The sequence below is a fragment of the Mucilaginibacter ginsenosidivorax genome (genome assembly GCF_007971525.1).
In the GTDB taxonomy this organism is placed as follows: Bacteria; Bacteroidota; Bacteroidia; order Sphingobacteriales; family Sphingobacteriaceae; genus Mucilaginibacter; species Mucilaginibacter ginsenosidivorax.
The window spans coordinates 3,607,636-3,631,439 of sequence record NZ_CP042437.1 but is presented as its reverse complement, the minus strand read 5'-3'; the positions used below and the strand labels follow the sequence as shown (position 1 = coordinate 3,631,439).

At 44.2% G+C, this 23,804-nt stretch carries 25 protein-coding genes; 16 read left to right on the top strand and 9 right to left on the bottom strand.

Annotated features, from left to right (window positions below; translation table 11 throughout):
- Positions 1 to 354 precede the first annotated feature (354 nt).
- Complete coding sequence (locus FSB76_RS15255; RefSeq protein WP_147054745.1) at positions 355 to 588, bottom strand: hypothetical protein; 234 nt, start codon at positions 586 to 588, stop codon at positions 355 to 357.
- Positions 589 to 745: 157 nt separating this feature from the next.
- Between FSB76_RS15255 and FSB76_RS15250 the strand changes: the two genes are divergently transcribed.
- The 5 genes from FSB76_RS15250 to FSB76_RS15230 all read left to right on the top strand — a co-directional run bounded on the left by FSB76_RS15250 (position 746) and on the right by FSB76_RS15230 (position 5,485).
- The gene (locus FSB76_RS15250) at positions 746 to 1,138 is read left to right on the top strand and encodes a BlaI/MecI/CopY family transcriptional regulator (protein WP_147054743.1); all 393 of its coding nucleotides are present in this window, start codon (positions 746 to 748) and stop codon (positions 1,136 to 1,138) included.
- 15 nt (positions 1,139 to 1,153) lie between these two features.
- Complete coding sequence (locus FSB76_RS15245; protein ID WP_147054741.1) at positions 1,154 to 2,785, top strand: M56 family metallopeptidase; 1,632 nt, start codon at positions 1,154 to 1,156, stop codon at positions 2,783 to 2,785.
- Between the two features lie 157 nt (positions 2,786 to 2,942).
- Positions 2,943 to 3,824 carry a hypothetical protein gene (locus FSB76_RS15240; RefSeq protein WP_147054739.1) on the top strand — a complete coding sequence of 294 codons (882 nt, stop codon included), beginning with the start codon at positions 2,943 to 2,945 and terminating at the stop codon, positions 3,822 to 3,824.
- A 377-nt stretch (positions 3,825 to 4,201) separates the two neighbouring features.
- Entirely contained in the window at positions 4,202 to 5,005 is an 804-nt protein-coding gene (locus tag FSB76_RS15235; protein WP_147054737.1) for an AraC family transcriptional regulator, read from the top strand.
- Positions 5,006 to 5,101: 96 nt separating this feature from the next.
- Positions 5,102 to 5,485: a VOC family protein gene (locus FSB76_RS15230; RefSeq protein WP_147054736.1), complete on the top strand. Its 384-nt coding sequence runs from the start codon at positions 5,102 to 5,104 to the stop codon at positions 5,483 to 5,485.
- Positions 5,486 to 5,591: 106 nt separating this feature from the next.
- On the opposite strand, the gene FSB76_RS15225 is transcribed toward FSB76_RS15230, so the two are convergent.
- Positions 5,592 to 6,014 (bottom strand): VOC family protein, encoded by a 423-nt coding sequence (locus FSB76_RS15225; protein WP_147054734.1) that lies wholly within the window; start codon positions 6,012 to 6,014, stop codon positions 5,592 to 5,594.
- A gap of 122 nt (positions 6,015 to 6,136) precedes the next feature.
- Here FSB76_RS15225 and bshA point away from each other — a divergent pair, with 122 nt between their 5' ends.
- From bshA to FSB76_RS15200, 5 genes are all read left to right on the top strand, one after another.
- Positions 6,137 to 7,279, top strand: coding sequence for an N-acetyl-alpha-D-glucosaminyl L-malate synthase BshA (gene bshA, locus FSB76_RS15220; RefSeq protein WP_147054731.1), 1,143 nt, complete (start codon positions 6,137 to 6,139; stop codon positions 7,277 to 7,279).
- Positions 7,280 to 7,549: 270 nt separating this feature from the next.
- A complete protein-coding gene (gene rpiB / locus FSB76_RS15215; RefSeq protein WP_147054729.1) occupies positions 7,550 to 7,984 on the top strand; it encodes a ribose 5-phosphate isomerase B in 435 nt (144 codons plus the stop codon).
- A 155-nt stretch (positions 7,985 to 8,139) separates the two neighbouring features.
- Positions 8,140 to 9,687, top strand: coding sequence for a M28 family peptidase (locus tag FSB76_RS15210; protein ID WP_147054727.1), 1,548 nt, complete (start codon positions 8,140 to 8,142; stop codon positions 9,685 to 9,687).
- A gap of 194 nt (positions 9,688 to 9,881) precedes the next feature.
- Positions 9,882 to 11,267, top strand: coding sequence for a LutB/LldF family L-lactate oxidation iron-sulfur protein (locus FSB76_RS15205; protein ID WP_147054725.1), 1,386 nt, complete (start codon positions 9,882 to 9,884; stop codon positions 11,265 to 11,267).
- A gap of 17 nt (positions 11,268 to 11,284) precedes the next feature.
- Complete coding sequence (locus FSB76_RS15200; RefSeq protein WP_147054723.1) at positions 11,285 to 11,824, top strand: dihydrofolate reductase family protein; 540 nt, start codon at positions 11,285 to 11,287, stop codon at positions 11,822 to 11,824.
- A 6-nt stretch (positions 11,825 to 11,830) separates the two neighbouring features.
- Here FSB76_RS15200 and FSB76_RS15195 read toward each other — a convergent pair whose 3' ends face one another.
- Positions 11,831 to 12,436, bottom strand: a complete 606-nt coding sequence (locus FSB76_RS15195; protein WP_147054721.1) for an HAD family hydrolase — start codon at positions 12,434 to 12,436, stop codon at positions 11,831 to 11,833.
- Between the two features lie 71 nt (positions 12,437 to 12,507).
- Between FSB76_RS15195 and FSB76_RS15190 the strand changes: the two genes are divergently transcribed.
- Both FSB76_RS15190 and FSB76_RS15185 read left to right on the top strand, forming a co-directional pair.
- Positions 12,508 to 12,690 carry a hypothetical protein gene (locus FSB76_RS15190; protein ID WP_147054719.1) on the top strand — a complete coding sequence of 61 codons (183 nt, stop codon included), beginning with the start codon at positions 12,508 to 12,510 and terminating at the stop codon, positions 12,688 to 12,690.
- The gene (locus FSB76_RS15185) at positions 12,678 to 12,986 is read left to right on the top strand and encodes a type II toxin-antitoxin system RelE/ParE family toxin (protein ID WP_147054717.1); all 309 of its coding nucleotides are present in this window, start codon (positions 12,678 to 12,680) and stop codon (positions 12,984 to 12,986) included. Before FSB76_RS15190 ends, FSB76_RS15185 begins: the two co-directional genes overlap by 13 nt.
- 2 nt (positions 12,987 to 12,988) lie before the next feature.
- Here the strand turns inward: FSB76_RS15185 and FSB76_RS15180 are convergent, their stop codons facing one another.
- From FSB76_RS15180 to thrA, 4 genes are all read right to left on the bottom strand, one after another.
- Positions 12,989 to 13,360 (bottom strand): hypothetical protein, encoded by a 372-nt coding sequence (locus FSB76_RS15180; protein ID WP_147054715.1) that lies wholly within the window; start codon positions 13,358 to 13,360, stop codon positions 12,989 to 12,991.
- Between the two features lie 85 nt (positions 13,361 to 13,445).
- The gene (thrC, locus tag FSB76_RS15175; RefSeq protein ID WP_147054713.1) at positions 13,446 to 14,756 is read right to left on the bottom strand and encodes a threonine synthase; all 1,311 of its coding nucleotides are present in this window, start codon (positions 14,754 to 14,756) and stop codon (positions 13,446 to 13,448) included.
- A gap of 190 nt (positions 14,757 to 14,946) precedes the next feature.
- Positions 14,947 to 15,939: a homoserine kinase gene (locus FSB76_RS15170; protein ID WP_147054711.1), complete on the bottom strand. Its 993-nt coding sequence runs from the start codon at positions 15,937 to 15,939 to the stop codon at positions 14,947 to 14,949.
- 60 nt (positions 15,940 to 15,999) lie between these two features.
- Positions 16,000 to 18,450, bottom strand: a complete 2,451-nt coding sequence (gene thrA, locus FSB76_RS15165) for a bifunctional aspartate kinase/homoserine dehydrogenase I (protein ID WP_147054709.1) — start codon at positions 18,448 to 18,450, stop codon at positions 16,000 to 16,002.
- A gap of 307 nt (positions 18,451 to 18,757) precedes the next feature.
- On the opposite strand from thrA, the gene rsgA reads away from it, so the two are divergent.
- Positions 18,758 to 19,678 carry a ribosome small subunit-dependent GTPase A gene (rsgA, locus tag FSB76_RS15160; protein WP_147054707.1) on the top strand — a complete coding sequence of 307 codons (921 nt, stop codon included), beginning with the start codon at positions 18,758 to 18,760 and terminating at the stop codon, positions 19,676 to 19,678.
- Positions 19,679 to 19,755: 77 nt separating this feature from the next.
- On the opposite strand, the gene FSB76_RS15155 is transcribed toward rsgA, so the two are convergent.
- A complete protein-coding gene (locus FSB76_RS15155; RefSeq protein ID WP_147054705.1) occupies positions 19,756 to 20,994 on the bottom strand; it encodes a cystathionine gamma-synthase family protein in 1,239 nt (412 codons plus the stop codon).
- A 194-nt stretch (positions 20,995 to 21,188) separates the two neighbouring features.
- Here FSB76_RS15155 and dtd point away from each other — a divergent pair, with 194 nt between their 5' ends.
- The 3 genes from dtd to FSB76_RS15140 all read left to right on the top strand — a co-directional run bounded on the left by dtd (position 21,189) and on the right by FSB76_RS15140 (position 22,991).
- Entirely contained in the window at positions 21,189 to 21,647 is a 459-nt protein-coding gene (gene dtd, locus FSB76_RS15150; protein WP_147054703.1) for a D-aminoacyl-tRNA deacylase, read from the top strand.
- Positions 21,648 to 21,666: 19 nt separating this feature from the next.
- Positions 21,667 to 21,993 (top strand): nucleotide pyrophosphohydrolase, encoded by a 327-nt coding sequence (locus tag FSB76_RS15145; RefSeq protein ID WP_090638190.1) that lies wholly within the window; start codon positions 21,667 to 21,669, stop codon positions 21,991 to 21,993.
- A gap of 119 nt (positions 21,994 to 22,112) precedes the next feature.
- Entirely contained in the window at positions 22,113 to 22,991 is an 879-nt protein-coding gene (locus FSB76_RS15140) for a DUF4349 domain-containing protein (protein ID WP_147054701.1), read from the top strand.
- A 24-nt stretch (positions 22,992 to 23,015) separates the two neighbouring features.
- On the opposite strand, the gene FSB76_RS15135 is transcribed toward FSB76_RS15140, so the two are convergent.
- Complete coding sequence (locus FSB76_RS15135; protein WP_147054699.1) at positions 23,016 to 23,771, bottom strand: 2-phosphosulfolactate phosphatase; 756 nt, start codon at positions 23,769 to 23,771, stop codon at positions 23,016 to 23,018.
- Between the last annotated feature and the right edge of the window lie 33 nt (positions 23,772 to 23,804).

Genomic DNA, 23,804 nt, shown 5'->3' with positions numbered 1-23,804 from the left:
ACAATGAGGGCGGGTAGTGTTTATGCATTACCCGCTTTTTTTTAATCCGGCTATGTTCAATCGTTGAAGAAAAACAAAAGCCGATTTTCTTATTTTTCTTTGCTTCTCAGCGTCTTTGCGAGTAACCATCAGGTAAGCCTGAAAAAAAAATATTATGCCGTGCAACGAAATATAGTTAAACCAATGTGCTAAACTACCGTCATTGCGAGGTACGAAGCAATCCCGAACTATGTGGGACTTAGCATGTCGGGGATTGCTTCGTACCTCGCAATGACGGTTATTGGATATTGATAATCAGCAACTCGAAATCATGTCATTATAAGAGAAAAAGCACCCGCTTAACAATTTTGCAATTTAGTTAACCAAGTCAATTTGCCGCCCTATCGCTTCCAGTTCATGCTGATGAAAGGCACTGGTATATGATAGTGCTTTATATTGCTCCATACCTGTTTTATAAATATTGGCCAGCCAAACCCCATGCATATAAAGCGAGTAATAAACCCCTTTGATGACCGAGTCGGATTTGGCGCGGATATTCAGATCAAACTGCTTGCCTTTTACGGCATATTTTATGTCGAATTTTTTCATAGATGTAAGTGATTGATGATTTAAACATTCAAAACCGGCGCTTTGTTTATTTAAACCATTGGTTTGTAGGTGCCTTTAAAATCACAATTTAAGAAAAATAAATAAATTAATCCTAATCATTGCAACGTACGTTTTAAATACATACCTTTGATTTAACATGAAAGATACAACCAACCAAACGATACCCACCAAAACCGAAATGGATGTACTACAGGTACTTTGGAAACACGGCCCATCAACCGTGCGTTTTGTGCATGATAAGCTTAACGAGCAAAAAGACGCCGTAATTTATACCTCAACCCTGAAGCTGATGCAGGTAATGAAAGAAAAAGGCATGCTTGACCGCGACGAAACCCATATGAAGCATATATACCGCGCCACGCTTGAAGAGGGCAAAGTAAAGGTAAACATGCTGGGGCGCTTTGTCGATTCGATGTACGATGGATCTGCAAGTAACCTGATGGTTGCTTTATTGGGCAGCGATAAAACATCAGACAAAGAATTGCAAAAAATAAAAGAGCTACTGAACAATTTTGATAAAGGCAAATAATTAAAAACCCAAAGTATGCAGCTGCTTACCACAACCACCGATACTGCCGGCCGCCTGATACAGGCCTTTAGCTGGATGCTTATCCACTCATTATGGCAGGGCTTGTTAATTGCTGTGCTGACCGTTATCAGCCTAATGCTGGCCCGCAAAGCAAGCGCGGCGGTAAGGTATAACCTGGTGTTTTTACAATTTTTATTATTTGCCGGTTCATGCACACTTACGTTTATTTGGATATGGAACAGCAACGCATTGCAACCCGCTGCAAAACCACTTGCGGGTGCGGTAGGCTATAATGCAGCACAGTTACTTAATTTAAATGCGGCAGGTATAAAAGCATTTACCCAAACCTGTGCCAACTACTTTACGGCCAATGCCCCGGTGGTGGTGTTGCTTTGGTTTACCCTGTTTGTGTTTAGGGCTATAAAAATGATGCGGTCGGTACTTTACATTCACCAGGCCAGACGCAGGTATATATCGGCACCTGCCCAATACTGGCAACAAAAGGTAACTGCGCTTTGCCAAAAGCTGCAATTAACAAAAGCTGTGCAGCTTTTTGAGTCGGGCTATGTAAAAGTGCCTTTGGTAGTAGGGCATTTAAAACCCATCATATTAATACCTGTAGGTTTGCTTGCCGGCTTACCGGCGGGCCAGGTTGAAGCTGTGCTGCTGCATGAGCTGGCCCACATCAGGCGTAATGACTACGTTGTTAATTTTTTACAAGTGCTGGTAGAAACCGTTTTCTTTTTCAATCCCGGCCTCCTGTGGATCTCTTCGCTGCTGCGCGATGAGCGCGAAAATTGCTGCGATGATATAGCCCTGGCCCAAACACAAAACAAACGCGAGTTTGTGCAGGCGCTAATCAGTTTTAAAGAGTATTCTTTGTATGGCACGGCATACCAGGTAGCCTTTCCCGGCAAAAAAAATCAATTGCTGCAACGCATCAGCCGGATACTTCAAAACCAAAATAAGGGCATCGGCGCATCCGAAAAAATTTTCTTCCTGGCGGGTATTATCATATTATCGTCAATGGTGGCAACAGCCGCCATTAGCCAGGTACGGGAAATAACCCGGCACATAGCCAAAACTGAAGTTGTGCACAGCAATTCGTTTGACCATAAAGTTACAACATCCGTTAAGTTAACCGATGCCACAGCGCTAAGTCATCGGGCAAAAACGGAGGCCACCTGGCCAAAACATCAGCAGTCTTTCGCCGAACCGGCAAGCCCGCCAATGCCAAAGGCGCCTGCCGAAATGAAACCAATTGACCCACCGCAACCTCCCCCAGCCGCCGAAATGCAGGAGAAGTTAAAAAAAGATGCCGCCCGGGTGGCAGCTGATGCAGAAAAAGTGATTGCCGACCGCGAATTACTAAACAGCCATGATACCCCGCTTAAACCGCGGCAAGCAGAAGCGGCAGAGCAGGCCAAACACGATCAGGAACAGACCCGTAAAGACCAGCAACAGGCCGCACGCGACCAGGAGCAGGCCAGGCGCGATCAGCAGCAGGCTTTGATAGATCAGCAACAAGCCCAAAGAGACCAGGAGCAGGCCAAAAAAGACCAGGAACAGGCCCGCAAAGATCAGGAGCAAGCGTTTAAAGACCAGCAGGCCGTGAAGAAACCGAATAATGTAAGTGTACAATTATAAACATACCCGCTAACACCCGTTAGCAAAGGGAAAGCGCGCCCCTTGCTGCAGGCTTAGCATTTTTAAAACCCAACAGGTTATGCATTTTTAAAACTTGCCGCAAGGCGGGCCGGAATTGTATTGCCATTTTTTTAACCCACAAAACCGTCAAAAAAAAATGAAAACAAACTATTTAAAACACGGCATGCTTATAGCCGCTATTACCTTTACAACTACAGCTTATGCACAAAAAAAAGAAAAGCTAAGCGACGAAGATTACAAATACAGTAATTACGCCCAGGTAGTAAACCGCAACGGCAAACAGGTAGAAGAATTTAAAACCAACTGGAATGGCACCGTTTACAAGGCAGAACTGATAGCCGGAAAACTGACAGAACTTTATGTAGATGGCGAAAAAATACCTGCAGCTAAATGGGGCGAATACAGCGCAGTAATAAGCAAAATAAGGGAGCAGATAAGATTGGATAAAATTCAGGCAAAAAAAGACCAGGAACAGGCCAAACGCGACCAGTTACAGGCTAAAAAAGATCAGCAACAAGCCCTAAAAGACCAGGAGCAAGCCAAACGCGACCAACAGCAGGCCGTGCGCGACCAGGAACAGGCTAAACGTGACCAGGAACAAGCTAAGCGCGACCAGGAAAATGCCGCTAATGAGCAAGTGCAAGCCCGCCACGACCTGGAAAACGCTGCCCGCGACCAGGAGCAAGCCAAAAAAGACCAGGAACAGGCCATGAAAGACCAGCAACAAGCCCGGCTTGACCAGATACAGGCTAAAAAAGACCAGGCACAAGCCAAAGAAGACCAACGTTTGGTGAAGCAATTAATAGCCGATTTGGTGAGCGATAATATTGTAGCCAATGAAAATAGCGTTCATGATTTAACGCTGAATGCCGATGAGATGACGGTTAACGGCAAAAAACAACCCCAGGCGGTTTTTAATAAATACAAAGAAAAATACAAACGATTTACCGTAAGCAATTTTAGCTACGGCAATCAATCGGGAGTACATACTTATAATGGGCTGCATATTAGTCACTGAGCCGGGCTATTGATGATTAAATTATAGTCTTCGGATGGTTACAGGTTACATTGCTTTTTCAGGGGCCCGCGAGCAAACGGGCCCCTTACTATTAATGCTGGTTTTGGGCATATTGTTCAGCACCTGTTTTGGCCATAAGCACAAACCTTAGATGCCCTTAGTTGGTGCAAAACGTCAATTTTAATGTTAACCATGAAAAAAATTAACATATTGTATATCAGATACTTGTAAATTAAATTTTAAAAATGTGTTAAGTTATGTTAACCATGTTTATATGCGTTGGCCTGGTTGAACGCCCTAATATTAAGCGCTGCAAATTCAAAAATAAACCCTAATTTTAAGTTAATAAACCACCATTCGAAATAGCCGGTTCCGAAATGAAGTATTACACCATTGCTCCGCCCGAAATATTGAAACCTTACGTGAGGTTTTACTGGGTGCTGGAGCATGAACTAACGGCGGGCGAACCGGAGTATGTTTACCGTTCCATTGCCGATAGCTGCACCGAAATGGTTTTTCATTACCGGTCGACATTTGATGAATTAACCAATAACGGGATCGAAAACGGCGGGCCATCAGGCATCCAGTTTCAAAGCACACGGTACCGGCGGTTTATCACCAAACAAAGCTTTGGTATTTTCGGCGCGTATCTTTATCCTTTCGCGGTGCCCTTGTTATTTAATACTCCAAGCAGCCAAACCAGCAACCTGGCTTTAGATTATGATACCTTTTTAGGAACTTCAGGCCGTCTGCTGGAAGAACAGATTATGCTTGCACCCAATAATCAGCAGCGGGCCGATATTTTATCTGCCTATTTAATAAAACAACTCCGGGCCAGTAAATTAAAAAACGACAGGATTATTACCTGTATAAAACAGGTTATCCATACCAACCCCAACAAAACTGTTGCCCAGCTTGCCGATACCTATAACTTATCGGCAAGACAGTTTGATCGGTTATTTAAAGAACACGCCGGTTTTAGCCCCAAAACCTACCTGCGCGTGGTACGCCTGCACGATGCCATTCAACAATATGACAGCAGCAAATCCCTCACACAAATTGCGCTGGATTGCGGCTATTACGACCAATCGCATTTTATACATGATGTAAGGGCGTTTACCGGCTACCACCCCGGCTTTTACTTTTCTGGTAAGGCCGAGGGTTTTATCAGCATTGGTTGAAATCATAAAACATTATCGTTCCCAAATGGAATAATGTCCGGTTTTTACAATTTTGATTGCTCGCCACATTTTACTTTTGTTTAAAAACAAACCCAAATGGAACCTGAAAAAAACATCCCCGAAAACTATCAGCACATTATGCCCTACCTGGTTATCCCCAATGCCGATAAATTTATTGCGTTTATGAAAACAGTATTTGGCGCTACCGAACAATACAAAGCCATGCGCGATGAAAACACCATAATGCATGCCGAGCTTAGCATTAAAGGCAGCACCATTATGTTTGCCGGCTGCACGGATACCTTTACCCAGCAAAATGCAGGCATGTTTATTTACGTAGATAACTGCGACGAAACCTACCACAAAGCCCTTGATAACGGAGCCGAAAGCATTATACCACCGGCCAATCAGTCTTACGGGCGCAGCGCCGGGGTTAAAGATCCATTTGGGAATACGTGGTGGGTGACTAATGTTTTGTAAGCTTCAGGATCACTTGATTTAAATGAGGGGCCCTCACAACTTCAGCTTAAATATAAACCCGACCGGGTGAGTCTTAGCCGCCGTGCTTCCCTCCCCCTATCAAACCTCACAGCACCTGGTTAAACTCCAGCCTTTCCCCATCGGGTCCGGTGATGTTAAAATATTTACAGCCCTTTTCCCAGAACTGCAGGAACACCGGTTCGGGCTCAAGCACGTTAAAACCGGCTTTAGTTATCTCCTTGAAGGCCTCCTCGATATCGCTTACATCAAACGCTACATGATCTATATGCCCGTTGCTTCTTGACCGGATTGCCGGCAGGCCCGCATCGGGCAGCTGGTACAGCTCCATGATGATATTACCGCTTTGCATCATCACACAGGTGCCTGTGCCGCCGTTATCGGTAAACGGCGCTTCCATCACATTACTGAAGCCAAGGCGGCTATAAAAAAGCTGCGAGGTTTCCAGGTTGGTTACCGGCACGCCAATGTGCTGTATGGCGTTGATTTTTAAATTAATAGCGTTACTCATAACAGGTAGCTGTTTTATATTTTAGAATAGGTAAAAGTTACTTAACGAAGTTAAATCATTTTACACAGTGTTAACACATTTGCCATAAATTGCTGTTAAACTTGCATCGAAATCAATCATAGATGAAAATTGGAATCGTATGTTACCCAACCTTTGGCGGAAGCGGGGTTGTTGCTACCGAACTTGGTAAAGCCCTTGCAAACCGCGGTCACCAGGTACATTTTGTTACTTATAACCAGCCTGCGCGGTTAGACCTTTTTTCTGAAAATCTTTTTTACCACGAGGTGTCGGTAAGCAATTACCCGCTGTTTGATTTCCCGCCTTATGAGCTTGCCCTGGCCAGTCGTTTGGTTGATGTGGTACGTCATGAGCAATTGGATGTATTGCATGTGCATTACGCTATACCACATGCTTCGGCGGCGTTTATGGCCAAGCAAATACTGGCCACTTATGGCATCTATATCCCGGTAGTTACCACCCTGCACGGTACCGATATTACATTGGTTGGAAAAGACCGTACATTTAAACCGGTAGTTACCTTTTCTATCAATAAATCGGACGGCGTAACCGCAGTATCCGAAAACCTGCGATCAGACACTTATAAATTTTTTGATATCGAAAACGATATTAAGGTGATCCCTAACTTTATCGACCTGACCCGTTTCAGCCTTAAAGCAAAGGACCACTTCAAAAAAGCGATAGCACCATTCGGCGAAAAGGTGCTGGTGCATACCTCCAACTTCCGCAAGGTAAAACGTACCGAAGATGTGGTAAAGATATTTGCCCAGGTGATTAAATCCATCCCCTCAAAACTATTAATGGTGGGCGATGGTCCCGAACGTTCGGGTTGCGAGCAGTTATGCCGCGATCTTGGCGTCACAGACAATGTACGCTTTTTGGGCAAACAGGATGCTATCGAGGAGATTTTATCTGTAGCAGATTTATTCCTGATGCCCTCACAATCCGAGAGTTTTGGTTTGGCCGCGCTGGAGGCTATGGCATGCAAGGTGCCGGTGATCAGCAGTAATGCCGGCGGTTTACCGGAGCTGAATGTCGACGGCGAAACCGGCTACCTGAACAACGTTGGCGATGTAGACGGCATGGCCGAAAGAGCTATATACATCCTGGAAGATGAAGCCCGCCTGGAAACCTTTAAAAACAACGCCCTTGCCCGCGCTAAACAATTCGACCTGGCCACTATACTCCCACTTTATGAAAATTACTACATTGAAGTGGTAGAACGCTGCAAAGATAAGGCGATATAAAGAGCCTCACCTAACCCTCTCCAAAGGAGAGGGCTTAAAACTGCGCCGCTATTATGCAATTATAGCAGCTGGATATCGCGATCTTTTAAAAATCTGCACATCCAAAACGGCTAAGCTCCAAGTAAGTTAATCTGCACATCTAAAAGCTGCATATCTGCACATCCGCAGCTTTGTAACAATCTCACATCCCTCAAATAATCTGCACATCGGCATATTTGAAATTTGCGCATTTATTGCACCTTTGCAAAAACTACTAATTATTCAATATCAATGAAAGAAGGGCTTAAAATTGCCATTGGCGCCGATCATGCGGGTTTTGATTATAAACAAGCTTTATTAGCCGATATCCCGGCCGACCAGTTAAAAGATTTCGGTACCTATTCCAATACATCTGTTGATTACCCCGATTTTGCACATCCTGTCGCGTCAGCTGTTGAAAGTGGCGAGTGCGATTTAGGCATCCTGGTTTGCGGCAGCGCCAATGGCGTAGCCATTACCGCCAATAAACACCAGGGCATCCGCGCCGCCATTTGCTGGAACGAAGAACTGGCCGTACTTGCCCGCAGCCATAACAACGCCAATATTGTATGTATCCCGGCACGCTTCATCAGCATCGACGAAGCTAAAAAAATAGTACAGGCATTTTTTGCCACCGAATTTGAAGGCGGCCGCCACGCCACCAGGGTAGGTAAAATTTCCTGCTGATTATTGGAGGCAAAAGGGTAAAGGTAAAGGGCGAAAGGCAGAAAACTTCTTATGCAGACGCCTTGCTACTTGATACTAAAAAGCAGCGGCAGTCTTGATACCTGATACTCGCTACTTGATACTAAAAAAGAAACTGACTTAATTAATTACCATACATGAAAAAAGTAACATTACTGGCATTTTCTGCTGCAATAGCGGTTAATGCCTGTGCGCAGCAAAACCCTACCGCCATGAAGTACGGGAAGCTGATTACGGCCGAGGACGCCAAACGACACCTGAGCATCCTGGCGTCTGACGAATTTGAAGGCCGGGAAACTGGTAAGCCCGGGGCTGAAAAAGCCGCAAATTACATAGCTGGCGAATTTAAAAAATTAGGGCTGCAGGCACCGGTAAACGGATCATACTTCTTTAACGTACCCCTTGTACAAAGTGCGTTAAAAGTATCGGCCTTTGCTGTTAATGGCAAACCATTTGTTTTAGGGCAGGATTTTATACCTAACGGTACTGTGCCCGATAAAAATGTAAGCGGCAGCGAAGTTGTATTTGTAGGCTTCGGCACCGAGGGCGAAATAGGATCAACTGATCTTGCGGGCAAGGTTGTATTGTGGATAAACGAGGACAAACCCGAAGAAGGTAAAACAGCAAATGTGGCTGTACGCATGACCACAGCGCGTTTAAAAGTATTTGCCAACCTGCAAAGCAAAAAACCTGCAATTATTTTGGCGGCCAACGGCGATTTAACTGCTCTACTTAAACGTTTTGGCAGAAGCATTGCAAGTCCGCGTTTAACTATCAAAGAAGAAGCTGCTAAAGCCAATACCGGTGTACCTGTTTTTCATGTAACTACAGCAATTGCCGATGAGCTGGTAAAATCAACCGGTAAAACCTACAGCGATTTAAAAGCCGCCGCCAACACTACACCTGTTGTAACGGCAAAAGCCGATTTTACAGCCAATTTTTCAAATGACCGCACCGATGTTAAAGCTGTTGATGTTGTTGGCTTTATGCCAGGCACCGATTTGAAAGATGAAGTGCTGGTGTTTTCGGCCCATTATGACCATATTGGTTTAGAGGCTGACCCTAAAGCTAAGGACAAAGTAAATAACGGTGCCGATGATGACGGATCGGGTACTACAGGCATCCTTGAAATTGCCCGCGCGTTTTCGAAAGCCCAAAAAGATGGACACGGCCCACGCCGCAGTGTTTTATTTTTAGGCAACGTTGGCGAAGAAAAAGGGCTTTTAGGATCTGAGTACTATACCGATCATCCTATTTATCCTTTGGCTAATACCATTACCGATTTAAATATTGACATGATTGGCCGCGTAGGCGAAGAATATATTGGCAAACCCGATTCTGCCAACTACGTATACCCTATCGGTTCAGCAATGCTAAGCAAGGAACTACATGATATTGGCGAAAACGCTAACAATACGTATACCCACCTGAAGCTGGATTATAAATATGATGACCCTAATGATCCTAACCGTTTTTACTACCGTAGTGATCATTACAACTTTGCAAAACACGGCGTGCCCATTATTTTCTACTTCAACGGCGTACATGCCGATTATCATCAGCCTGGCGATGAAGTAAGCAAAATTAACTTCCCGTTACTGGCAAAACGGGCGCAATTGGTATTTTATACCGGCTGGGAATTAGCCAATCGTGATAAAAAACCAGTTGTTGATGGAGCTAAGTAGTGAGTGGTTGATTGGGTTGAATAAGTTGATTAGGTTGAAAAACCACTATTCATAACAAAACGAGGCGCAAATTTGTGCCTCGTTTTGTTTTAACGGAAAATTTCCTTTACAAATCCCCGGTTAACCTAACCAACTCAATCAACTTATTCAACCCAATCAACCAACTTCTCACTAAAATCCCTAAATTCGCATATATGGGAAGCACTGCCGAAGAGTTTTTGGTTGCATCAGAGGAGAAGGTATTTGATGCAAGCCACCGCCGTATTATCAATAACAGCATTGATAAGTACAACGTGGCTGCAGCAAGCGGCATATCGCGCATAGCAAATCTTGACAATGCCAAGAAAAAAGGCCATGTGATTAAGTGGAAGGTGATGGAAAACCTGGACAAGTTTTTGCCCGAGTTTGAAGCCAATTTCCAACGCAGGGGCGGCAAAGTTATCTGGGCCAATGATGCCGAAGAGGCCAACCGCGAGATCCTGAACATCATTCAAAAAGCAAAAGCCAAAACGGTTGTAAAATCCAAATCGATGGTAACGGAAGAAATTCATCTGAATGAATTTTTGAAAGAAAACCACATCGAATCATTAGAAACCGACCTTGGCGAATACATTGTACAGCTATTAGGGCAAGCACCTTACCATATTGTTACCCCGGCAATGCACCTGAGCAAGGAGGATATTGCCAAACTATTCCATCAGCATTTCGGCACATCTTTAGAGGCTACAGCCGAAGAGTTAACCCTGAAAGCACGGGAATTACTACGGGACAAACACCTACAGGCCGATGTTGGCATAACCGGCGCCAACTTCCTGCTGGCAGATACGGGCAGTGTGGCCATCAGCGAAAATGAGGGAAATGCCCGCTTGTGTACCACCTTCCCCAAAATTCATATCGCGGTGGTGGGAATAGAAAAAGTTATCCCCTCCATAACCGATCTTGATTTATTTTGGCCAATGCTGTCAACGCACGGCACCGGGCAAAACCTTACCGTTTACAATACCATATTAAACGGCCCACGCCAGGCTAATGAAACCGATGGACCCGAAGAAATGTACGTGGTACTGCTTGATAACGGCCGCACCAACCTGCTGGCCCAAAAAGAGCAGCGCCAGGGCTTATATTGCATCCGGTGTGGGGCCTGCCTTAATGTATGCCCGGTTTACCAGAATGTGGGTGGCCACACTTATAACACTACTTACAGCGGCCCTATTGGCGCTATTATTACGCCGCATACCGATGGCATGGAGGAATTTAAACACCTAAGCTACGCATCAAGCCTCTGCGGCCGTTGCACCGAGGTTTGCCCGGTTAAGATAGATATTCACAAAATGCTACTGCTTAACCGCCGCGACGCGGTTAACGAGGGCCTGGTAACCACCAAAGAGCGCTGGGGCTGGGCCATCTGGAAAAAAGGAATGCTTAAACGCAGTCTGACAGATTTTTTTGGCGGCAAAATGAAAAACTTCCTCCTTCGTTTTTTCTTTAAAAACACTTGGGGCCATTTAAGAGAAATGCCCGAAGTTGCCGAAAAGTCGTTCACCAGGCAATGGCAGGAAAAACACCAGGGCGAAGAATAATCATAAATCCATCTACCATGCGAAAAATAATTTTAAACCTGGCCATGAGCCTTGATGGCTACATTGAGGGCCCAAATGGCGAGTACGACTGGTGTTTTGCCGATCAGGATTATGGGATGACGGAATTTTTGAACCAGGCTGACGCCATATTCCTGGGCCGTAAAAGTTACGAAATGTTTATTGATACTGATCCGGGGCTGTTTGCGGCGCTTAAAATGTATGTGTTTACTGATACGCTAACCTCGGTAGCAGGCAATGCAGAAATTATTCGTTCCGCAGATTTTGACCGTCGTGTTGATGAAATAAGGCATCAGCCAGGCGGAAACATCTGGCTGTTTGGTGGCGCCGGACTGGTGGCCGCATTTGTGGCCAAAAAGCAAATTAACGAGTTTTTACTATCTGTACACCCGGTAATATTAGGCTCTGGTAAGCAACTGTTTGATGTTAAACACCGTATCGACCTGATGTTCCTGGGCTGCGAAACATTTTCGAGTGGCCTGGTACAATTGCGCTACACTTTTAAGCCGCAATTTAATATGGATATGATTGATTTTTAAAATCGATTACAAAATATCCAACGCCTTCAGTTCTTCCGCTAATTCATCGGCCGATTTAAAATGAATGGTTTTGATGCCCATTTTTTCTGATGCCAAAACGTTGCGGTAATTGTCGTCAATAAATAAGGCTTCGGTAGGGTTAACATTATATCTGTCGAGCAGGACCTGGAAAAACTCAGGTGCCGGCTTACGCATTTTTTCGGTACCAGATACTACCACGCCATCAAACCAGTTTAAAAAATCAAAACGAGCTTGTGCAAAAGGAAATGTCTCTGCCGACCAATTGGTGAGCGCGTATATCTTATATTTATTACTCTCCTTTAACTGTTTAAAAATCTCGACGGTGCCATGAAAAGGCTCGCCCAGCATTTCTATCCACCGGCCATAAAACGCCCTGATATTAGCCTCATGCTCCGGAAACTGCGCTACCAGCAAATCGGTACCCTCTTGTAACGAGCGACCGGCATCCTGTTCTTCGTTCCAGTCGGAAGTGCAAACATTGGCCAGAAAATTGTGCATTTCCTGCTCGTCGTCAAATATTGTTTTGTAAACGTAATGCGGATTCCAGTCTATCAAAACTGCGCCAAGGTCGAATATGATGGTATTGATCATGTTGTTAAATGCTGTGAGCAAATAAACACTTTAAAATTTATTTTGTAAATTAGATTATTAAAATAAACATCATGCTGACAAAGGAAGAAGTATTAAAAACCGTTAACGATCTGCCTGGAGAATTTAGCTTTGAAGATATATTAGACCGGTTGATGCTTTTAAACAAAATTGATATCGGCATTGAACAATCAAATAAAGGCGAAACCTTTTCAACCGAACAAGCTAAAGAAAGCCTTGCCAAATGGTTGAAATAAATTGGACCAAACAAGCAATAAAAGACATTGATAATATTGCAGCGTTTATTTCCAGGGATTCTGAGCACTATGCGATGATACAGGTTCAACGTTTCTTTGAAGAAAGTGTCAGAATTTTAGAACGATATCCAAGAGCCGGAAAAATCGTGCGGGAAAAGCAAGATCCTTCGATAAGGGAGGTACTTGTTGGAAGTTATCGGGTGATTTATAAGGTCATTAATAAATCTAAAATAGACGTGCTCACGGTGCACCACAGCAAAAGAATGCTCGCCAACAATCCCCGGTTCAAGAAGTAGTGTTATTTCTTATCAGTATGCTCGTAAATTTTTGCGTCGGTTACTACAGAATCTTTAAGGGATAGGATAAGCTGTTTAACATAGAGTGGTTTTCCAGGCTTCCTTATTTCCACAATTTCGTAAATCATCTCGGCCTTATTGCTTTGCTGCGGGCGGTGCAGCAAGTGAATCACTTCCTGGTATTTTAACCCTTTGAGTTTTTGGTTTTGCAATAAATCGTCAACCATGCCATCGCGATAGCTAAATGTAAGGCCGTCGCCCTCGTTCCAGTCGTCCCGGTTAAATTTGGAATGACTTTTACAGGCCGCAAAAGACAGCATAATTAAACAAAAAAGAATGATGAATTTTTTGTTGCGCATTGAAGTATTTTTCACAGATCAAATATAACTACGAATGGCAAAATTGACGAATGAATAACAAGACTTCCGAAGTTTATAGCTTCGGAAGTCTAAGCGCTTATTATTTAGCGCTCAGCAGATAACCTTTAAAGTCTTCAAAATCTTTACTTATCGCGATGGCCAGTTTGGTTTTTGATTCCAGTTCTTTTACCTGCGCGGGTACATCAATTTTAGCGGTTATTTCGGCGCTAAAAACATCGGGGAACTTACAAGGGTGAGCGGTTGATAAAAACACGCCTGCAGTATCTGCGCTGGCATTATCGTACTGGTAATCTGTCAATGCCTGCCAGGCAATAGCAGTATGCGGGCAAACCACGTAACTATAGGTATCAAATACCCAGTTGATGGCTTTTACTGTTTCTTCGTCGTTGTAAGTAAAGCCCACTACTAATTTTTTCAGCTCTTCCATATCTGTTTTAAACAGATCGGCAATACGTACCCAATTGCTCGGGTTGCCCACGTCCATGGCGTTTGATAAAGTTGCAACAGATGGCTTAGGCTGATAAATGCCGGTTTTTAAAAATTCGGGCACTGTATCATTGGCATTTGTAGCGGCAATAAACTTCTCGATTGGTAAACCCATTTTCCAGGCTAATAAACCAGCACCGATATTACCAAAGTTCCCGCTTGGTACAGAGAAGATTACCTTTTTTACACCCTGCCTCAACAGCTGTGCGTAAGCGTTAAAGTAGTAAAAGGTTTGCGGCACCAAACGTGCAATGTTAATAGAGTTGGCCGATGTCAGGCGGAATTTTTCGTTCAGTTCGGGATCGGTAAACGCTTGTTTAACCAAGGCCTGGCAATCATCAAACGTACCATCAACCTCAAGGGCGCGAATGTTTTGTCCGTTGGTGGTTAATTGCTGCTCCTGTACGCCACTTACCTTGCCCTTGGGATAAAGGATAGTAACCCTGGTATTTGGAACGCCTAAAAAGCCCAGGGCAACGGCACCGCCGGTATCGCCGCTGGTGGCAACTAATACATCCAGCTGTTTTTCACCTTCTTCTAAAAAGTAGCTCATTACACGGCTCATGAAGCGAGCGCCAAAATCTTTAAACGCCAATGATGGGCCGTGGAAGAGTTCCAGCACGTGCACGTTATCATCCAGCTTTACAACCGGCGCGTCAAAGTTGATAGCGTCATCAATCAACGCTTTCAAATCATCAACGGGCATCGCATCACCTAAAAGATTTTTAGCTACTTCAAAAGCAATTTCTGGCAGGGTGTACTTGTCCAGGTTATTTATAAAATCATCGCTCAAACGCAAGATGCTGATAGGCATATATAAACCTTTATCCTGCGGCATGCTGTTAAAAACGGCGTCTTTAAAAGATACTTCTGATTGGATATTATTAGTACTATAGAGTTTCATTTTGATTTGGGAATTCGGATGTTCGATTTCGGATTTGTTTTTTGCTCCCGTCATTGCGAGGCACGAAGCAATCTCTTTAGGATTGGTTGTGCACTAAGCTTATTCGCCCTGCATATCAGGGATTGCTTCGTACCTCGCAATGACGGTGGTTTTACATTGGTTTTTTTACTTTTGAATTTTTACTTTTTACTTACCCCAGCACCCTCGGCCCCGCATCATTTATAGTTGATACATAACCATTAGAGCCTATTTTTAAACCGGTTAAATGTTTTTGTAGTTTTTGGGTTATACGGTGCGCTGTATCCTCATCTTTTGTGAAGGCAAAAACAGAAGGACCAGAGCCGGAGATACCAAAGCTAACCGCGCCTAATTCCATCGCCATTTCGCGCATTTTATAAAAATCAGGAATCAGCATCGAGCGTACGGGTTCAACCAATACATCCTTCATGCTGCGGCCAATCAGGTCAATATCGTTCATAAATAAACCGCTTACCAGGCCTGCAATATTGCCCCATTGCGTTACTGCATCCTTCATCTGGATATTTTTACGGATGATTTGCCGTGCCTCCCTTGTAGGTACATCCACATCAGGGAATACGATGGCGCACCACAAGCCTGCCGGATGCGGCAATCGCACTACATCCAAAGGATCATAACTGCGGATCAGCACAAAGCCACCTAATAATGCTGGCGCTACATTATCAGCGTGACCATGGCCGCAGGCCATTTCTTCGCCTTTCATGGCAAAAGGCAATAGTTTGGCCGCATCGCTATCATCACCCAATAAGGTTTTAATAGCAAATAACCCAGCTACCGTACTGGCCGAACTTGAACCCAGCCCGCTACCTATCGGCATTTTTTTGTGCAGTTCAATATCCAACCCAATATCGGTACGGCCAATACTTTGCAAATAATGCTGAACGCTCACACTCACCGTATTTTTTGCCGGATCCATAGGTAACCGCCCATCATCGCCTGTAATTTTGCTGATGGTAATGCCGGGCTTATTGGTCATCCGCATAATCACCTCGTCGCCCGGCTCGTTAACCGCGAAACCCAGTACGTCGAAACCACAAACTACGTTCGCAACAGTAGCCGGGGCAAAAACGTGTACGCCCCCCCCGCCCCCTGAAGGGGGTGCCAAAGAGGGTTTAGTTGTTTCGAATGTCTTATTATCTTCCATATAAATTTATCAAACTATAGTTCCCCCTTCAGGGGGCTAGGGGGCTTAAGGACTATGCTTTTAATTCGCGCCCAAATTTATCAAATCAGCAAATACACCTGCAGCTGTTACTTCGGCACCAGCGCCCGGGCCTTTTACTACCAGCGGGCGTTCTTTGTACCTGTCAGTAGTAAATGATATAATGTTATCGCTGCCCGATAGCATGTAAAACGGATGGTTTTCGTCAACCATTTGCAGGGTGATGGTTACTTTACCATTTTCCAGCTTGCCTATGTAGCGTAACACCTTACCATCTTTCTCGGCCTGGTCTTTTAGCTTTGCAAAGTGAGCATCTTCTGTTTTAAGGGTGGCGTAAAAATCATCTACCGATTTTGCTTCAAGGCTGGCTTTTGGCAATACACTTTCAATTTCAACATCGGCCTCTTCCATCGCGTACCCTGCATCGCGGGCCAGGATGAGCATTTTGCGCATAAAATCTTTACCGCTCAAATCGTCGCGCGGATCGGGTTCGGTATAGCCTTTTTCCTGTGCCTCTTTCACCACATCATGGAAATTGGCATCGCCTTTAAAATTATTAAAGATGAACGATATGGTGCCCGATAAAATAGCTTCTATGCGCTGTACTCTATCGCCGCTGTTCATCAGGTTTTTTAATGTGTTGATGATAGGCAGGCCTGCACCCACATTGGTTTCGTAAAAGAAATCGACCCCATGGCGGCGGGCGGTATCTTTAAACGTGCGGTATTGCGCGTAACTGCCCGAGTTACCTATTTTATTACAGGTGATTACCGAGATATTGGCTTTAAAAACATCCTCATAAAACTCAATTGGTTTAGGGCTGGCGGTATTGTCAATAAACACACAGTTGGGCAGGTTCATCGCCTTCATTTTTTCAATGAACTCTTTTAAATCGGCGGTGTATGGTGATGCCTCAATATCAGTTTGCCAGGTATCTAATGAAATACCATCGCTGTTAAAAGTCATTTTACGGGTATTGCTGATGCCGGCAACTTTTACCTGGATGCCGTTATTATCTTTCAGGTAATCGGTATGGGCATTTAGCTGGGCAAACAAGGTTTTACCAATGTTACCTGTACCTAAACAGAAAGCGTGAAGCGTTTTAGTTAGCTGTACAAAGAAAGCATCATGTACGGCGTTGAGTGCCTTTGAAAGGTCCTGGGCCGAAATGATAACCGAGATATTATACTCAGACGAACCCTGGGCGATAGCCCTTACGTTAACCCCGTTACGGCCTAGCGCATGGAACAACTTGCCCGACATACCCGGCGTTTGCTTCATGTTTTCGCCAACCACAGCCAATATGGCCAGGTTTTTTTCGATCACCAGGTGCTCCAGCTTTTTAGCCAACAGCTCCAGTTCAAACTCCTGCTCTATCAATTGTTTGGCCTTTTCGGTGTCCTGTGGCTGTACCGCAAAGGTAATGCTGTGCTCTGATGACGATTGGGTGATTAAAATGATATTGATTTGCTCGCGGGCTAATAGTGAGAATAAACGACCGCTAAACCCCGATTTTCCTACCATGCCGCTACCCTCTAAATTAAGGATACTGATATTGTTTATAGACGAAATGCCCTTGATAGGCAGACTTGACGCTTTACAATCATGACGGATCACGGTACCTTCAAACTCCGGCTCGAAAGTGTTTTTGATAACGATAGGGATCTTTTTCAGGAAAGCAGGGATCATAGTTGGCGGATAGATCACCTTGGCGCCGAAGTAAGAAAGTTCCATGGCTTCAGTATAGGTAAGCTCGGTTAACGAGAATGCTTTTTTAACCATGCGCGGGTCGGCGGTCATCATGCCGTTTACATCAGTCCATATCTGGATCTCTTTGGCGTTAAGCGCAGCGCCAAAAATGGCAGCCGTATAATCAGAACCGCCGCGGCCTAATGTGGTTGTTTGGCCGGCATCGTTACCCGCAATAAAACCAGTAACAAACAATATTTTATCTTTATTTTCCTGGTGTAAAGTTTTTATCAGTAATTCGGTTAGCTCTGTATTTACTTTGGCATTGCCAAAAGCGCTATCGGTTTTAATTACGTCGGCAGCATCAACATACAATACATCAGTAAAATGTTGGGCAGCTATTTTGCTCACCATAATGGTTGAGCAGCGTTCGCCAAAGCTTAGTACCTGGTCGCGGGTTTTGGGGGTAAGCTCGCGCAGGGTTAGTACACCCTGCAGCAATTCCTCTAACTGGTTAAAGTGAATTTTTAAACGGGTAAAGGCCGGGTTTTGGTTTTGTACATCAAGCAGTGTTTTTACTACTTCAAAATGGCGCCTTTCCAGTTCGGCCAGTTGGGCTGTAAATTCTTTACCATTGGCGGCATCTTCGGCCATAGAGGCCAGCAGGTTGGTTACCCCGCCCATTGCCGATAATACAACAACCGGCTTAACTTCATTTTTTACTTCGCCTTTTAATATGTTTAAAAGCGTTTGGATACTTGCGGCGGAACCTACGGATGTGCCGCCGAATTTTAAAACTTTCATTGTGTGGTTTTAGCAATATAAATAATAAAAAAGCCTTCCTCGTTTTTGGAGGAAGGCTTCATTTGGTTTCTTTTGTTTATGTTTTACACCATACGATTATCTTCCTCCGAGTTTTATGCCGGTGGTAATAATTGTTGTAATAATGGTGTTGTTAATTGTCATACTTATAATGTCGACAAAGTAAATAGATTATTTTTTAATAAGCAAGGATTATTTTACTTTTTTAAAAATGAATACTTGATTAACAGCATTGTGGCATTATTGGCGATATAAGCATAGTATTTGTTACTTTTGAGCCTTAATTACTATGCAGGGATTACTCATCAAATCAACCGGAAGCTGGTACCAGGTGCAAACACCCGATGGCCAACGGATTGATTGCCGGATAAAAGGAAAATTCAGGATGCAAGGCATCACCACCACCAACCCCGTGGCCGTGGGCGATGTGGTGGAGTTTGAAATGGAACCCGAGCAGAAAAACGGAGTAATTACCAAACTGCACCAGCGTAAAAACTATATTATCCGCAAGGCTATCAACCTAAGTAAGCAGGCCCAGATCATAGCAGCCAACCTTGACCAGGCCCTATTGGTAGTAACTTTAGCTTCGCCACGCACGTCGTTAGGGTTTATCGACCGCTTTTTGGTTACCGCAGAGGCTTATGATATCCCCGCACGATTGATATTTAATAAAGTAGATCTGTTTAGCGACGAAGGCCTGGAAATACTGGCAGACCTGAAAGCTGTTTACGAAAAAATTGGATACCCCTGCTTTGAAGTATCGGCCCTGGAGGGCACCAACATTGATAAAGTACAGGAACTTTTAAAAGATAAGGTAACGCTGTTTTCCGGCCACTCCGGCGTGGGTAAATCAAGCCTGATTAATGCCCTGTTACCCAACCTTGACCTGCGCACCCACATGGTATCCGAGTGGAGCGACAAAGGCATGCACACCACCACCTTTGCCGAAATGTTTGAACTGCCCCAGGGCGGCTTTATTATTGACACCCCCGGCATCCGCGAATTGGGTGTTATCGACATAGAAAAAAACGAACTAAGTCACTTTTTCCCCGAGATGCGCTCGCGTATGAACCAATGCCGCTTTAACAATTGCCGCCATATTAACGAACCCGGCTGTGCTGTGCTGGAAGCTTTAGAAGAGGGCGATATTGAACTATCGCGTTACGAAAGCTACCTGAGCATTTATCATGGGAATGATACCAGGGCGTAAAATAGATCAAAAGGTTAGAGTCAAGAATCAAGAACAAAGCTTGATTGCGTTGGCCTTAATCCTTGCTCCAAAATTCTTTATCCTTCCAAAGCAGCCTTAAAATCTTCCACCAAATCGTCCAGGTCTTCAATACCTACCGATAGGCGGATCATACTTTCGGGGATGCCCATTTCGGCACGGCGCTCGGCGCCAAGCTCAAAAAAGATAGTTTGGGCCACCGGGATAGCCAGGGTACGGGTGTCGCCCAGGTTGCTTGATTTTACTACCAATTGTAGTTTGTTTAAAAATGCAAGGCAATCAATACTGTCATCCAGCTCAATACTCATCAGCCCGCCAAATTTGGCAAATAACTTACCGGCGCGCTCATGCTGCGGGTGGCTTTCCAGGCCCGGGTAAAATACTTTTTTAATTTTTGGATGGTTTTCAAAATAAGTAGCTAATGCTAACGCATTATTACAGGCCCGCTCCAAACGCAAAGCCAGCGTTTCTGCCCCTACAGATAAAGAGTGTGCAGCTTCGGGCGATAAAGTGCCCCCTGCATCGCGAAGTCCTTTTTTACGAATCTGCGTCATACCCAAAGCTTCGGGTTTTACCTGGGTTTTAAAGCCCGGGAAAATGTTGGGGTATATGCTCCAGTCAAACAAGCCTGTATCGGTAACACTGCCGCCTAATGCATTGCCATGGCCGCCAATGTATTTGGTTAACGAGTTGATGACCAGGCCTGCTTTTACATCAACCGGATTAAACAGGTAAGGCGAGGTCATGGTGTTATCCACCACGTATAAAATTCCCTTTTCGCTGCAAAGTGCGCCAATGCCCTCCAAATCTGCAATTTGCGTGGCAGGGTTGGCTATGGTTTCAACAAAAACAAGCTTGGTGTTCTCTTTTATTTCGGCGCGAACGTTTTCAACATCTGTAGCATCAACAAAGGTAATATCCAAGCCTAAATCAATATAGGTTTGAAAAATACTACGGCTGTTGCCAAATAAAAACGAACTGGCTACTATATGATCGGTATGCTTTATCAATGCCATAATGGTGGCCGAAATAGCCGCCATCCCGGTAGAAAAAGCGATAGAAGACAAACCCTTTTCCATTTGGGTTACTTTATACTCCAATGCGGTAACCGTAGGGTTTCCCTGGCGCGAGTATGCGTAACCTTTCTTTTTGTTCTGAAAAATATCAACCAAATCCTGCACATCCTCGTGCCCGTAAGTTACAGAAGTGTGTATTGGTTTATGTAAAGACCCATGCTCTGGCTTGCCCAGGCGGTCGGCATGTAATAGGGTAGTTGTAAAGCCTCTTTTAGTAGTCATTGTGAACCTATCAGTAAAAAAATAATAGCGGTTGCGAACTTAGCGATTTTTATGCACACGAATTTCACGAATTGAATCGAATTGACACTAATTTGAAACATCGAAACCCGCGCTGGCACAAATTGTATCTTTTATTCGCTATTAATCCGCCTTTATTCGTGAAATTCGATCCAATTCGTGAAATTCGTGTCCATATGAGGGCAGTATTACAACGGGTTACCGAAGCAAATTGCAAAGTTGATGGTGAAATAACCGGGCAAATTGGTGCCGGCTTCCTGGTATTGCTGGGTATCGAGGATAACGATACTGACGATGACCTAAAATGGCTGGCCAATAAAATTACAGGTATGCGCGTTTTTGGCGATGAAAACGGCCTGATGAATAAAGCACTTGCTGATATCAATGGCGACATATTGCTGATATCGCAATTCACCTTATTTGCCCAAACAAAAAAAGGAAACCGGCCATCATTTATCCGGGCGGCAAAACCCGATAAGGCGATTCCGATGTATGAGCAAATGATAAAAACGCTTGAAGATATCACCGGTAAAAAAATAGCTACCGGTATTTTTGGGGCCGATATGAAGATTAGTTTATTGAACGATGGCCCGGTAACTATTGTGATGGATACCACCGACAGAGACAATCATTGAAAATATTTTAACAACTTTTATGGAAATTAAAGAAGCGCAGCATCTGGTAGATAAGTGGATAAATACCACGGGGATCAGGTATTTTAATGAGTTAACCAATACGGCCATTTTGATGGAGGAGGTGGGCGAAGTAGCCCGCATTATGGCGAGGCAGTATGGCGAGCAATCATTTAAAAAATCGGATACAGAGGTTAACCTGGCAGATGAAATGGCGGATGTGCTTTTTGTGCTGATATGCCTGGCTAACCAAACCGGTATCGACCTCACGGATGCACTGGAAAAGAATATGGAAAAGAAAAGCATCCGTGACGCCGACCGGCATAAGAATAACGAGAAGCTGAAATAGCGCAAGGCCAAATTATATATTTATTTTTACTATTTAACAAAATTAAATTTGTTAAAAATTAATTTTTAAATACTTTAATAAGGATAGTGTCGTTAAACTCAAAACTAAACTTCCTTATTATGAAAAGTTATATCATCTCATTTACCTTATTGTTTGCGCTCTGTGCATGCGAAAAGAGAAGTGAGCCATCAAAAATGCAAGCTGCTGACGTTATGCTTGCGCCGCTGCCGATGGTAGAAGAAAAGGCCGTTGGCAACGCAAATTCTTTAGCTAAATCTGCCGCAGATAAAAGCGTATCACCTCAAAAAGAGACGATAGATACTTCAAAAAAGATCATTAAGGAAGGCGAAATCCGTTTCCATACCGGCAACCTTAACGCTGCAAAACAAAAAATAGTAAATTCATTACAAAGCCTTGGCGGTTATGTAGCCGAAGAAACAGAAACCAATGGCAGTGACAACAGCCAAAAAGAATTTGATCTAAAGATCCGCGTACCTTCAAAGAATTTCGACAGGTTCCTGAATGCGCTGCAAGCCAGCGGGGATAGTATCGATACTAAAAACATCCGCAGGAAAGATGTTACGTCGGATTTTATCGACATAGCAACCCGGTTAAAAAATAAACAGTTATTGGAAAGCCGGTACCTGGACTTGTTAAGAAGAGCCACAAAAACAAGCGACTTATTGGAGATAGAAGACAAGATAGCCGATATCCGCACGGATATTGAATCGACCCAGGGGCAGCTAAATTATATGACACGCCAGGTTGCTTTCAGCTCGCTTGATATCACTTTTTACAATAAACAAAGCGAACGAACAACTAACGAAAATGGCTTTAGCTACCGGTTTAAACAGGCAATAACCCAAAGCTGGGATATTGTACAAGGGTTGTTTTTTACCATCATAACACTGTGGCCGGTTTTAGTTATAGCACTTATTGGGTTTTGGTGGTTCAGAAGATGGATCAGAAAAAGAAAACTGGAAAAGGATACCGAATAAAAATGCACTAATAGCGACTTTGTTTTATTGCTGCAGCTTCACCAATCGCTCCCCATCCAGCACCGGGATAGCCGTTGCAATATCTACCTGCAAACAAAAATCAATATCCTTTTGGATACCTAATTTTTTAAGACGCTCGCCGTGGGATGTCTTTTTGAGGTAATCGTTAATATCATGCTTACCCAACTGGTACAAATCATTGGCGGCCAGCGCGGCATCGTCCAAAACATAGCCGTCAGTTTTTAACTGGTCTGTTACAGCACCCGCAAACAGGGTATCCTCCAGGTTAAAATTATTTTTCCAGCCGGCACATACCAGCAGCACATTATCGTTCTGTGTTTTGAGCCAGTCGCTTAATGCAGTAAGGTTTAGGAACGATCCAATCACAATTTTTTTTGCTGCGCGGGATAAATGCAGCGCGTGTGTACCGTTTGTGGTGGTAAGCACCACTGTTTTACCGGCAACCTTTTCGGCGGTGTATGAAAATGGCGAATTGCCAAAATCAAAGCCGTCAACTACTTTTCCGTCGCGCTCTGCTGCCAAAAGGTAATCCAGCCCTTTCTCTCTATACGCGGCACACTCCTCAACCTGTGATACCGGGATAATAGCCTCAGCACCGTTTTCAATACCATAACATATAGATGATGTTGCCCTGAAAACATCAATAACCACTACAATGTATTCTTCCACGCTAAAAAGTGGCAGCAAAGCCGGGGTTAGGCAAACGTGTGCCCCCCGGCCCCCTGAAGGGGGAGTTTGGTTATCGATACTTTCAGACATTCGTTTTAACAATAAATTAGAGTGCAGACTCTT

Excerpts from the sequence above, each read along its gene's own strand:
- FSB76_RS15255 (WP_147054745.1), bottom strand. The coding sequence starts at position 588 with ATGAAAAAATTCGACATAAAATATGCCGTAAAAGGCAAGCAGTTTGAT.
- FSB76_RS15250 (WP_147054743.1), top strand. The coding sequence starts at position 746 with ATGAAAGATACAACCAACCAAACGATACCCACCAAAACCGAAATGGAT.
- FSB76_RS15245 (WP_147054741.1), top strand. The coding sequence starts at position 1,154 with ATGCAGCTGCTTACCACAACCACCGATACTGCCGGCCGCCTGATACAG.
- FSB76_RS15240 (WP_147054739.1), top strand. The coding sequence starts at position 2,943 with ATGAAAACAAACTATTTAAAACACGGCATGCTTATAGCCGCTATTACC.
- FSB76_RS15235 (WP_147054737.1), top strand. The coding sequence starts at position 4,202 with ATGAAGTATTACACCATTGCTCCGCCCGAAATATTGAAACCTTACGTG.
- FSB76_RS15230 (WP_147054736.1), top strand. The coding sequence starts at position 5,102 with ATGGAACCTGAAAAAAACATCCCCGAAAACTATCAGCACATTATGCCC.
- FSB76_RS15225 (WP_147054734.1), bottom strand. The coding sequence starts at position 6,014 with ATGAGTAACGCTATTAATTTAAAAATCAACGCCATACAGCACATTGGC.
- bshA (WP_147054731.1), top strand. The coding sequence starts at position 6,137 with ATGAAAATTGGAATCGTATGTTACCCAACCTTTGGCGGAAGCGGGGTT.
- rpiB (WP_147054729.1), top strand. The coding sequence starts at position 7,550 with ATGAAAGAAGGGCTTAAAATTGCCATTGGCGCCGATCATGCGGGTTTT.
- FSB76_RS15210 (WP_147054727.1), top strand. The coding sequence starts at position 8,140 with ATGAAAAAAGTAACATTACTGGCATTTTCTGCTGCAATAGCGGTTAAT.
- FSB76_RS15205 (WP_147054725.1), top strand. The coding sequence starts at position 9,882 with ATGGGAAGCACTGCCGAAGAGTTTTTGGTTGCATCAGAGGAGAAGGTA.
- FSB76_RS15200 (WP_147054723.1), top strand. The coding sequence starts at position 11,285 with ATGCGAAAAATAATTTTAAACCTGGCCATGAGCCTTGATGGCTACATT.
- FSB76_RS15195 (WP_147054721.1), bottom strand. The coding sequence starts at position 12,436 with ATGATCAATACCATCATATTCGACCTTGGCGCAGTTTTGATAGACTGG.
- FSB76_RS15190 (WP_147054719.1), top strand. The coding sequence starts at position 12,508 with ATGCTGACAAAGGAAGAAGTATTAAAAACCGTTAACGATCTGCCTGGA.
- FSB76_RS15185 (WP_147054717.1), top strand. The coding sequence starts at position 12,678 with ATGGTTGAAATAAATTGGACCAAACAAGCAATAAAAGACATTGATAAT.
- thrC (WP_147054713.1), bottom strand. The coding sequence starts at position 14,756 with ATGAAACTCTATAGTACTAATAATATCCAATCAGAAGTATCTTTTAAA.
- FSB76_RS15170 (WP_147054711.1), bottom strand. The coding sequence starts at position 15,939 with ATGGAAGATAATAAGACATTCGAAACAACTAAACCCTCTTTGGCACCC.
- thrA (WP_147054709.1), bottom strand. The coding sequence starts at position 18,450 with ATGAAAGTTTTAAAATTCGGCGGCACATCCGTAGGTTCCGCCGCAAGT.
- rsgA (WP_147054707.1), top strand. The coding sequence starts at position 18,758 with ATGCAGGGATTACTCATCAAATCAACCGGAAGCTGGTACCAGGTGCAA.
- FSB76_RS15155 (WP_147054705.1), bottom strand. The coding sequence starts at position 20,994 with ATGACTACTAAAAGAGGCTTTACAACTACCCTATTACATGCCGACCGC.
- dtd (WP_147054703.1), top strand. The coding sequence starts at position 21,189 with ATGAGGGCAGTATTACAACGGGTTACCGAAGCAAATTGCAAAGTTGAT.
- FSB76_RS15145 (WP_090638190.1), top strand. The coding sequence starts at position 21,667 with ATGGAAATTAAAGAAGCGCAGCATCTGGTAGATAAGTGGATAAATACC.
- FSB76_RS15140 (WP_147054701.1), top strand. The coding sequence starts at position 22,113 with ATGAAAAGTTATATCATCTCATTTACCTTATTGTTTGCGCTCTGTGCA.
- FSB76_RS15135 (WP_147054699.1), bottom strand. The coding sequence starts at position 23,771 with ATGTCTGAAAGTATCGATAACCAAACTCCCCCTTCAGGGGGCCGGGGG.